This window comes from Pontibacter sp. LHS2, assembly GCF_058932845.1.
This window is the reverse complement of the sequence record NZ_JBZYWG010000003.1, coordinates 1,008,949-1,016,262: the sequence shown is the minus strand read 5'-3', so window position 1 is coordinate 1,016,262 and position 7,314 is coordinate 1,008,949. Positions and strand designations below refer to the sequence as shown.

Below are 7,314 nucleotides of genomic sequence, written 5' to 3'. Positions count from 1 at the left end.
TACTTTACTTTCCTAAATTCAAGCTCACTGAAGTGAAAATCCGGGTTGTTTGCATCTAAACGCATTTCTGCAATTTTGCCATCAGGTCCTACAATGAAGCGCACTTTGGTTGGTGTGAGTAATGCGAAGTTGTTCTTCCACTCCAAGTTAAAAATGTCGTGCTGCCAGTGCGTCAGCTTACCACCCAAGGCAGGGGCAGGGGCCAAATCCAACACAAGTTGTTTATTCTGCACTGTAATAGTTGCATCGCCATAAAGCGGACTGTTGTAGGTGCCGGCATAGGCTTCCAAATCCATCGTAGGCTTGCTTTTGCGCGACTTTTCCTTTCCTGCCTTAGCTGCAGCTTCTTCCTGCGCTTTACGTGCTTTGGCTATATTGTCGAGTGAGAACTGACTCCAGTCGCGCCCGTTTTGCACCCCGAAGAACTGGTCTAAGGTATAGTTGGCCAACGGCGACATGATGCTGCTCATGCTGTTGGTCAGGATAATGATGCCGAGGTTCTCTTCCGGCACCAGCACAGTGCGGCTGTTCATACCCTCATGCCCGCCGCCATGGGCCAGTATTTTACGGCCCTCGTAGTCGTTCATCATCCAACCCAGGCCAGCAGCCGAAAAGTGTGTGGAAGGCACATTGGTTTCTGCTTGCTTGGAGACAGGCATGGCATTATGGGCGGTCCACATCATGCGGCTGGCGTCTTCACTGAAAATCTTCTGGCCTTTGTAGGTGCCGCGGTTCAGTTGCAGGCGCAGCCACTGGGCTTGCTGGTTCACACTGGTAAAAATGCCTGCAGCCGGGTTCCAGTTGTCCCAGGCCGTGAAAGTAGTTGGGTAAGGCTTATTCTTTTCGTCAAAGCCGTGTGGCGAGGCAATGTTGTCTTTGCCTTTTAGCTCGTTCACCGAGGTATAGGAACGGTTCATGCCCAGCGGTGTAAAGAAACGCTGTTTGATGAAGTCTTCCCAGGTTTGACCGGATACTGCCTCGATCACTTCGCCAGCGGCGATGAACATGAGGTTGGAATAGCCATATCCGTCCCGGAAGCTGTACGCTGGCTTGAGGTGTCGGGCACGTTCCAGAATCTCATGCCGGCTAAAGGTGGTGTTATACCAGAGTAGGTCGCCGCTGAACGTGCGGTAGCCAGCACGGTGGCTGAGCAGATCTTTGATGTTCAGCTCCTGCGTTACATAGGGGTCATAAAGCTGTAACCAAGGCAGGTGCTTTGTTACTTTGTCATTCCAGTTGAGCTTGCCCTCGTCTACGAGTATGCCAAGAGCAGCCGCCGTGTAGGCTTTGGAGTTGGAAGCAATACCAAAGACCGTATTGGCGTCTACCTGCCCGCCGGCCTTGAGGTCGCGTACACCGTAGCCTTTAGCAAATATGACAGAGTCGTTTCGCACAATAGCGATAGCCATGCCTGGCACATCCCATTCTTTTAGAGCTTTTTGATAATAGGCGTCCAGTTTCTGGAGGGTGGCAGCTGTGTTCTGCTGAGCCCTAACCTGCAGGCTGGTGACCGTTGCCAAGGTCAGGAGTAGCGCAAAGCGCTTCAGGAAGGTATAGGTAAGGTTCATAGGCAAGTAAATGGATACAGAGGCAATATAGGCAATTTTGTATCCTTTGCATAGCTCCGCCTGCTCGTTGTTGTATATACGCTGATCGGGTATCAGTAAAACTAATATAGAGCCAACGGTACTACTCTTTGCGCCCTGAAATCCTTACCTCGCGGTGCAGGTGGGTTTCGCCTTCTTCGCGCGGGAGGTGCGGCCCTTGTTCGTACTCCTTCAACTCCATGCGCAGGCGTTCTTGTTCTTCTACCGACAGGGCAGGAGCCAGTTGACGTAAATCAGGTTGGCCTGCATCTACCCAGGCCGTAAACCAAAAACTGGCCACTGAGCTAATGGCAAGCCGCATCTGCCGTTCGACTTGGCCGTTCAGCCGGCGGTGGTAGGCTTCTGAAAACTCTCTGGAGTATACCCGTGTGGTCTGGTTGCCGCGTACCTCATAGCCGTACTTCTTTTCTTCGTCAAATGCCATCGTGAGCTCTCGCTCAAAACTGAGCACTGAGTCAAGAGCCAGGTGTGCGCTGGCAACAATATCCCAGGCCTTGAGCTGTGGTTGCTCAATGTAACGGGCCTGCCCCACAAAGAAGTCATAGTTATCGGAAAGGAGCTCCGGTAGGCGGCTTTCCCAGAAGGCGTGTATGCCGCGTTGGCCTGTAAACTGCCCGTTGTAGTTACGGGTAGTATGCAGTGGCACGCAGGCATCGGCTATGTAGTGGCCTATGTCGGCGGAGAGGCGCAGAATCTGGTCGAGGTTCCGGTCTTTGAAGGCCTGCGTGAGCTGAAGTTTCATGCGGTTGATATGCCAGGGCACAATGCCATGCGCCATAAGCGTGTCTTCGCCGTAGCGTTCGACGGCCTGCTGCCAGTAGCGGGGCATTTTATACAGGGCGCTGTCGCCATACACGTCCAGGTCGATGTAGTGACGCGGCGCTTCACCTGCCACGGCATACCTGCGCCGGTCAGGGTTCACAGCGTTCTCTGTAATGTAGCGGATGTGTTTTTTGTAGAAGCCCACCATTTCGGGCGGTAGGGTATAGACGGCCAGGCGGTTAATGCGTTGGTGCGCGAAAAAGCCCCAGCTATACCCGGCCAGTGGCAGCAAAAAGGTAAGTGCAAGCAGAACAGCGATTTGTCGGAAAGCCATACCTGCGGTGTACGGAGAATTGTGAAGTTTGTATATTGATAGCAGGATCTGTTTCTTCAATTGATGCCAGCCCACGAAGCAGGATGTCAAAAGGTGAGAAGAACAGCCTGAATCAAAGTGGCAGGGAGTGCACAGTTGGCTACCTGCTACGTACATGCAGTGTATAAGACCGAACCATTAATTCTATCTCGCTCAATATGAAGACACCTGATAACCTATCCCGATTCCTGGAGGCCCAGGCCAGCAGCTATGAGCAGGCACTTTCCGAAATACAAAATGGCCGCAAGCGTAGCCATTGGATGTGGTTTATATTTCCGCAGCTGCAAGGGTTGGGGTATAGTGAGACTGCCCGTTACTACGCCATCAAAGACCTGGAAGAGGCCAGGCTATACCTGCAGCACCCCGTGCTCGGGCCACGACTGGTGGAAATCTCAAAAGCCATGTTAGCACAGGAGGGAAAAACGGCTAACCAGGTATTGGGTAATCCCGATGACCTGAAACTGCGTTCCAGCATGACGCTGTTTGCAGCCGTGCCTGGTGCTGACCCGGTGTTCAAGGCAGTGCTCAATAAATATTATAGCGGAGAAGCCGATGAAAAAACAGTCCAACTCTTGAAGTAATTCCCGTCTTTTTATCCTCTTCAAGTGATGCAGAGGTTTTGAGGCGTTCGTGTCTCGCAGGTATAGCCATATAATTTTCATTGCAGTAGGTATAATATGCTGACCTGTTGCGCAGTTAAAGTATAGTAAACCTACTATGCTTATAAGATGCAGCTAAGATTCTGGAAGAAACAATCTGCCGAGAGTTCAGTTAAAAAGGGTGCTTTACGGGAGTGGGGCAATGCCCTGATGTTTGCAGTGGTAGTATCTACTTTCTTCCGATGGGCGACCTTTGAGGCCTATGCCATACCTACGCCTTCTATGGAAAAGTCCATGCTGGTAGGTGATCGGCTGTTTGTGAGTAAACTGCACTACGGCCCCCGCACTCCTATGACGCCACTCCAGGTGCCGCTTACGCACCAGACCATCTGGGGCACAGATGTCCCTTCCTACTCTGATGCGTTACAGCTTCCATCTTTTCGTTTGCCGGGCTTCTCAGATATCAAACGCAACGACCCAGTGGTGTTTAATTTTCCGATGGAAACGGAGCATCCTATGGACCAACGCACGCACTATGTCAAACGCTGCATAGGTATAGCAGGCGACATGCTTGAGATCCGCGACCGGCAGGTATACATCAACGGACAGCCTCTCGATAACCCAGAGCAGATGCAGTATGCATACTCTGTGACTACTGACAAGGTGCTGCAGGAGAAGTTCTTTGTAGACCGGGATCTCACCGATGTGTTTCAGGTGCAGGGCGGTTACATACTGTATACCACACCTGCAAAGGCCAAGGCATTGGCTTCACTCGATTTTGTAAGACAGGTGGAGCTGCAACAAATGCAAGCTGGGGAGGCGGAGATGGGCATCTTTGGCAGCCATGGCTGGAACCGCGATAACTATGGTCCGCTTTATATCCCAAAGCAAGGTGCCACGGTAGCCATTACACCGGAAACACTGCCGCTTTACCAAAAGATCATTCTGGACTACGAGCTAAATGAAAATGCTGAAGTGCGTGATGGCAGGCTATACCTAAGTGGGCAGGAAACGAAAAGCTATACTTTCCGACAGAACTACTACTTTATGATGGGCGACAACCGCCACAATTCGCTGGACTCACGCTATTGGGGCTTCGTGCCGGAAGACCATGTGGTCGGCAAGCCATTGTTCACCTGGTTTTCGGTGGACGAAAAGGCTGGCGTACTGGATAAGGTACGCTGGAGTAGGTTGTTTAGCTGGATAGAGTAAGGGGGCTTTACTTGAGTAGCTGTGAGCGGAGCCATTCCTCTGCTCCTTCTTCATTATCAAATGATCTTACCTCCAGTACCTCACGGAGAGAAGGGTAGAGTGATTTAAAAGAACGCTGCCCGTAAATACCAGGGGAGAGCACATGCGCAAAGTAGCGCAACCCCAGGCTCTTGGCCTGAGGCGCCCATTTAAAGGCTAACCAGTTAGTGGCGGCGTCCCAAGGTCCAATCAACTCACGGTTGCTGTTCAGAATACCCTGACATGGATCTTGTCGCAACATTGATAGCACTTGGTTGCTACCCATCACAATGGTTTCAAGGGATTGAATGCCGATCCAGTTCATTAATAAAAAGCTGTCGCCGGGCAGTCTTTTAATCTCCAGAAATGTATCTCCGTTAGCCTTCTTTAATTCTTTATATTCTATATTCTCTATCAATAACAAAAGCTCTTTATCTGTTCCCCGGAAGCCTGTTTATGGCAACGCTGCTGTTTCGCGGTTGCACAGATACATGTACGGTATTTCTATAAAAAATTCTTGATAGCCACGATCGTTTCATCAGGTGCGCTCAAGTTAGGGCAGTGACCTGTTGCCTCCAATACCACAAGCTTACTGTTAGGAATGCTTCGCTGTGTAAACTCGCCAACTGAAACCGGAGCGATCGCATCTTCTGAGCACTGCAATATCAGGGTGTCAGTTTTTACCCGTGTCAGGTCCGCTCGGTTGTCTGACAGGAACGTGATGTGTGCAAAATCATTTGCAATGACAGGGTTGCTCGTGCAGAAACTCTGCGCCAGCTCCTGGGCCAGTTCCGGACGATCCGCGTTACCCATAATGACAGGGGCAATGTTGTTAGACCAGCCGAGATAATCGCCATCCAAAGCCAGCAGCAGGCCATCTATATCCTCCCGTGAAAAGCCACCGTAGTAATCGCCGTCATTTATAAAGCTTGGAGATGGGCTCACTAGTATTAGCTTGGAAAAACGCTCCGGCTCTTTTATGGCGGCTAACACGCCCACCATGGCACTAACTGAGTGGCCTACATATATGACATCCTGCAGATCCAGTTCCCGGCATATCTCCAACACGTCAGCTGCATAGCCGTGCAAAGAGGCGTACTGCTCCTTCGTATAGGTAGAGGCGTCTGAGTGACCAAAACCGATGTGATCGAAAAGAACAAGCTTATAATCATCCTGAAAAGCAGGTGTGACATAGCGCCACATCGTCTGGTCACAGCCGTAGCCATGGGCAAACAACATAGGCTTTTCTCCTTTTCCGGTCACCGTGACATTGTTCCGTTTTATCGCATTCATAGTGTTAGTTTTAGAAAGTGCAGTGAACAAAAATAGTGGCAATTAAATAGATGTATCCACTAAGGTAGGCATGATGCATGAGAGTTCCACAAAAAAACTGGTGTTTAGTCCTTTATGGCTGCTGAGTTGAGCAATCGTAACATTAAAAACAAAATCGCCTGATGCAGCTGCTGCATCAGGCGATTTTGTTTAAGGTAAGGTATAGCTTATCGTTTCACCGGAAACTTCATGCGGTAGTCCGCATCCACTTCACCTTTCGATATTTTAGTGAGCTTATTCTTGATCAAGCGCTTTTTAAGACCAGACAGATGATCCGTGAACAGAATGCCTTCGATATGGTCGTATTCGTGCTGGATCACACGGGCCGTCATGCCGTCGTAGGTGTCGGTGTGCTCGTTCCAGTCCTGGTCAAAGTAACGGATCACGATGCGCTCAGGACGATACACTACTTCGCGCACACCCGGTATGCTCAGGCAGCCTTCTTCAAAGCCCCACTCTTCGCCGTCCTCTTCGATGATCTCAGGATTGATAAATGCTTTCTTCACACCTTTGCCTTCATCGCCTTCATCCATCATTGGCTCTGAGTCGATCACGAAAAGGCGAATACCCTTGCTGATCTGGGGGGCAGCAAGCCCCACGCCATGCGCATGGTACATGGTAGTGAACATGTCTTCAATCAGCTCATTCAGGCCTTGGTAGTCTTTCGGGATATCCTGTGCCGGCTCCTTCAGCACCGGGTCGCCATAGGCGGTAATTGGGTAAATCATATCGTTCTGCTTTCTAAATACGACTGTAAAATAATGGCGGCACTTACACGGTCTACGGTCCCTTTGTCCTGGCGGTCTTTCTTCTTAAGGCCTCCGGCGAGCATCGCTTTCTGGGCCATGCTGGAAGTAAACCGTTCGTCTACGGTATGCACCGGTATACCTGGAAACTCCTTCTGGAGCTTACGCACAAAACCGATGACATGTGGCGTAGCATCGGTGGCCTCACCAGTCAGACGGCGGGGCATGCCTACCACAATAGCCTCAACAGGTTCACGCTGGGTATAGGCTTTCAGGTAGGTCAGCACATCTTTGGCATGGATGGTTTCGAGTGGCGACGCGATGATCTGGAGTGTGTCCGTTGCGGCCAGCCCCACCCGCTTATTGCCATAATCTATACCTAAAATTCTCGCCATAGTGCCTTTGTGTTGCGCATACGGCCTTGTCTGGCTGGGTATTTGCGCTTAAAAATACAAAGTTAAGAGATTTAATCGGGAATTGAAGGGGCAAGCTAGCTTCAGCATTATTTTATACTAAAATGGAATAAAACCCGACCAAAGCTTTGTTGAAAGAATAACAAGCTGTGCTGCATACAGGTATACTCATAAAGAAGCCTTGCATTGCAAAGTGTGAATATTTATCTCCATAAAGCTGTACAAAAGCGCCCGCTTAGCTTTATATTTAAC

The 7,314-nt window shown here is 50.2% G+C and carries 8 protein-coding genes; 2 read left to right on the top strand and 6 right to left on the bottom strand.

Annotated features, from left to right (window positions below; genetic code table 11):
* On the bottom strand, positions 1-1,568 hold a 1,568-nt coding region (locus AC5FX6_RS17915), incomplete at its 3' end, for a serine hydrolase (RefSeq protein ID WP_493598326.1).
* Positions 1,569-1,689: 121 nt separating this feature from the next.
* Positions 1,690-2,703, bottom strand: coding sequence for a zinc dependent phospholipase C family protein (locus tag AC5FX6_RS17910; RefSeq protein ID WP_493598325.1), 1,014 nt, complete (start codon positions 2,701-2,703; stop codon positions 1,690-1,692).
* Between the two features lie 197 nt (positions 2,704-2,900).
* On the opposite strand from AC5FX6_RS17910, the gene AC5FX6_RS17905 reads away from it, so the two are divergent.
* Positions 2,901-3,323 carry a DUF1810 domain-containing protein gene (locus AC5FX6_RS17905; RefSeq protein WP_493598324.1) on the top strand — a complete coding sequence of 141 codons (423 nt, stop codon included), beginning with the start codon at positions 2,901-2,903 and terminating at the stop codon, positions 3,321-3,323.
* 147 nt (positions 3,324-3,470) lie between these two features.
* Entirely contained in the window at positions 3,471-4,553 is a 1,083-nt protein-coding gene (lepB, locus tag AC5FX6_RS17900; RefSeq protein ID WP_493598323.1) for a signal peptidase I, read from the top strand.
* Positions 4,554-4,560: 7 nt separating this feature from the next.
* On the opposite strand, the gene AC5FX6_RS17895 is transcribed toward lepB, so the two are convergent.
* From AC5FX6_RS17895 to ruvX, 4 genes are all read right to left on the bottom strand, one after another.
* The gene (locus tag AC5FX6_RS17895) at positions 4,561-4,989 is read right to left on the bottom strand and encodes a hypothetical protein (RefSeq protein ID WP_493598322.1); all 429 of its coding nucleotides are present in this window, start codon (positions 4,987-4,989) and stop codon (positions 4,561-4,563) included.
* An 86-nt stretch (positions 4,990-5,075) separates the two neighbouring features.
* Positions 5,076-5,864 carry an alpha/beta fold hydrolase gene (locus AC5FX6_RS17890; protein WP_493598321.1) on the bottom strand — a complete coding sequence of 263 codons (789 nt, stop codon included), beginning with the start codon at positions 5,862-5,864 and terminating at the stop codon, positions 5,076-5,078.
* Between the two features lie 206 nt (positions 5,865-6,070).
* A complete protein-coding gene (gene def / locus AC5FX6_RS17885; RefSeq protein ID WP_493598320.1) occupies positions 6,071-6,631 on the bottom strand; it encodes a peptide deformylase in 561 nt (186 codons plus the stop codon).
* Entirely contained in the window at positions 6,628-7,044 is a 417-nt protein-coding gene (ruvX, locus tag AC5FX6_RS17880; RefSeq protein WP_493598319.1) for a Holliday junction resolvase RuvX, read from the bottom strand. Before ruvX ends, def begins: the two co-directional genes overlap by 4 nt.
* Positions 7,045-7,314 lie beyond the last annotated feature (270 nt).

Coding starts and splice junctions, on each gene's coding strand:
- AC5FX6_RS17910 (WP_493598325.1), bottom strand. CDS start 2,703: ATGGCTTTCCGACAAATCGCTGTTCTGCTTGCACTTACCTTTTTGCTG.
- AC5FX6_RS17905 (WP_493598324.1), top strand. CDS start 2,901: ATGAAGACACCTGATAACCTATCCCGATTCCTGGAGGCCCAGGCCAGC.
- lepB (WP_493598323.1), top strand. CDS start 3,471: ATGCAGCTAAGATTCTGGAAGAAACAATCTGCCGAGAGTTCAGTTAAA.
- AC5FX6_RS17890 (WP_493598321.1), bottom strand. CDS start 5,864: ATGAATGCGATAAAACGGAACAATGTCACGGTGACCGGAAAAGGAGAA.
- def (WP_493598320.1), bottom strand. CDS start 6,631: ATGATTTACCCAATTACCGCCTATGGCGACCCGGTGCTGAAGGAGCCG.
- ruvX (WP_493598319.1), bottom strand. CDS start 7,044: ATGGCGAGAATTTTAGGTATAGATTATGGCAATAAGCGGGTGGGGCTG.